Raw genomic sequence first — 1,860 nt, 5'->3', positions numbered from 1 at the left:
AACGAGCCAAATGGCTCGTTTTTTTTATGTGCTTAACTCAATCATTTTTAGGAGCTTGGCTATGACTTGGTTACAAGAGTGTATGGTCGGTTAAGGTATTTACTCTGTCCTCAATTTTTTGAATATATCACTATAGACTGTTACATTAAATTAGTTACAGGCTTCTTCATTAATCCAAAACAATAGACCACTCTAGTTTCATTGCACCTTGTTGTATTTTGATTCCATAATCATGAGGAATTGAGGCTGAAAAACTTTTGTTTTTAGTAATAGATTGATACTCAGCAAAGCGAACACCATCCGAATTAACAAAGTGCCACACAGCAATAGAATTGTCTTTAGCATCTACTTTAATATTGTAGGCTAACGCTCCCATATTAGCCCCTATATGATCAACACTACTCACAGGCTCACCTAATTTGGACTTTCCAAGAAATTCACCGTATTGGAAGCAACGATCATGGGTCAATAGTGACGGTTTTATCAAAGGCCAAAAAAATTGCCTGAGAAAAATCTGGTCAGTATGAAAATTAACTTTTTGCTTGGCGACATAGCCCAGCATAGCTTGTTTAACATGACTAACAACACCCGCTTTAATCGAAAACAACCCCGCCAACATCAACTCACAATGCGAATGAAAATCACGAATCACATGAGCATTTAATTTAGAGGCAAGCCATTCATCCACCAAAGGCTTTTCTCGTATACTCACAATTGAGTCGCAATCACGACAAAGAGCAAGGCTTACTTCTGGGTCATCAAACACCAAAAAACGCCACATAGTACCCGGTAAGGACATTGACTCTTCATCAACAGTAATTACCTCTGCGCCTTCATCTTTTAGCCTAGTTACTACGTGCCCAGGTACTGAATCATCAATATAAAAACGGCAAATGAAATCTGGAAGTAACAATTTAGCGGCTTCAACATTAAGTATCGCATTCTCACAATACCTAGGAAGACCACCATAAAGAGAAAAACTGATGATCTTTTTTGTGCCGTTCAGAACAGTCTCTTCAAACCCTTCTGACACGTTAAGGTGATTGGTTTTATTAAACGACGTCATTGTAAATTCATCTTTTAACTGGAGAACTATTTTTCCATATCGCTCCGATTCTTTAAGATTACCAAATACACCGTTAATTTCTGTGAGATTTTCTAATGTAGCTATATCCTGCTGGCCTATATTGTGAAAAGCTTTTAACGCCAATTCAGCAAGACGAATTGCGTCTTCAAAACGTTTGAGTCGATATTGACACACACTTTGCAATTGCAGCGCTCTGGGATCTTTTGTAAGCTGATATAGCTTTTTATAAAGCTCTAGTGCCCTTGGAAACTCACCCTTTTGAAATAAGATCAATGCTTTTTTAATATGAACACTGGCACTTTTTTGCTGACCTAAAGTAAGTTTTTTTATTTTCATAGTCTTTTTAGCTCATTCCATCTAAATATATTAGTCATCAATAGTTTGCTAATAACTGGGGCAGAATTCGAGTGTTTTATCACGAATTATCATTAAATAAAAAATAGTTAGCATAAAAAGGAATGCTCATGGTTTTTGGGAATCAATAATTTCGCCAAAAACAACTAAACACCTTAAGCCATGAATACGACGACTATTCTGAACAAAGTCACCCCAATTGTCAGCTCAAATATGCATAAAGCTCGGTGTAATACTTTGATCGCTAGCCTTCAAAGCCTCACTGAAGGTAACTTTTTCACCGTGACTAATTCGGCTGTAGTATTCGCTCTAATGTTTATGAGAAGAAAAGCAGAGAAATCAAAAAAGTTCAATCAGGTGAATGGACACTAGAAGACAACCCGCTCGTCAATATACCACACACGGCAGACAGTCTTCTT

General features: G+C 37.2%; 1 protein-coding gene. It reads right to left on the bottom strand.

What is annotated here, in order from left to right:
• Window positions 1-169: 169 nt before the first annotated feature.
• Window positions 170-1,423, bottom strand: a complete 1,254-nt coding sequence (locus MUS1_RS15770) for a tetratricopeptide repeat protein (RefSeq protein ID WP_051436408.1) — start codon at window positions 1,421-1,423, stop codon at window positions 170-172.
• Window positions 1,424-1,860 lie beyond the last annotated feature (437 nt).

Source organism: Marinomonas ushuaiensis DSM 15871 (genome assembly GCF_000521805.1).
Taxonomy (GTDB): Bacteria; Pseudomonadota; Gammaproteobacteria; order Pseudomonadales; family Marinomonadaceae; genus Marinomonas; species Marinomonas ushuaiensis.
The sequence above is the reverse complement of the archived record's forward strand: the minus strand, read 5'-3'. Positions and strand labels throughout refer to the sequence as shown.

What these genes read in the sequence shown, in the direction of transcription:
- MUS1_RS15770 (WP_051436408.1), bottom strand. Translation starts at nt 1,423, where the DNA reads ATGAAAATAAAAAAACTTACTTTAGGTCAGCAAAAAAGTGCCAGTGTT.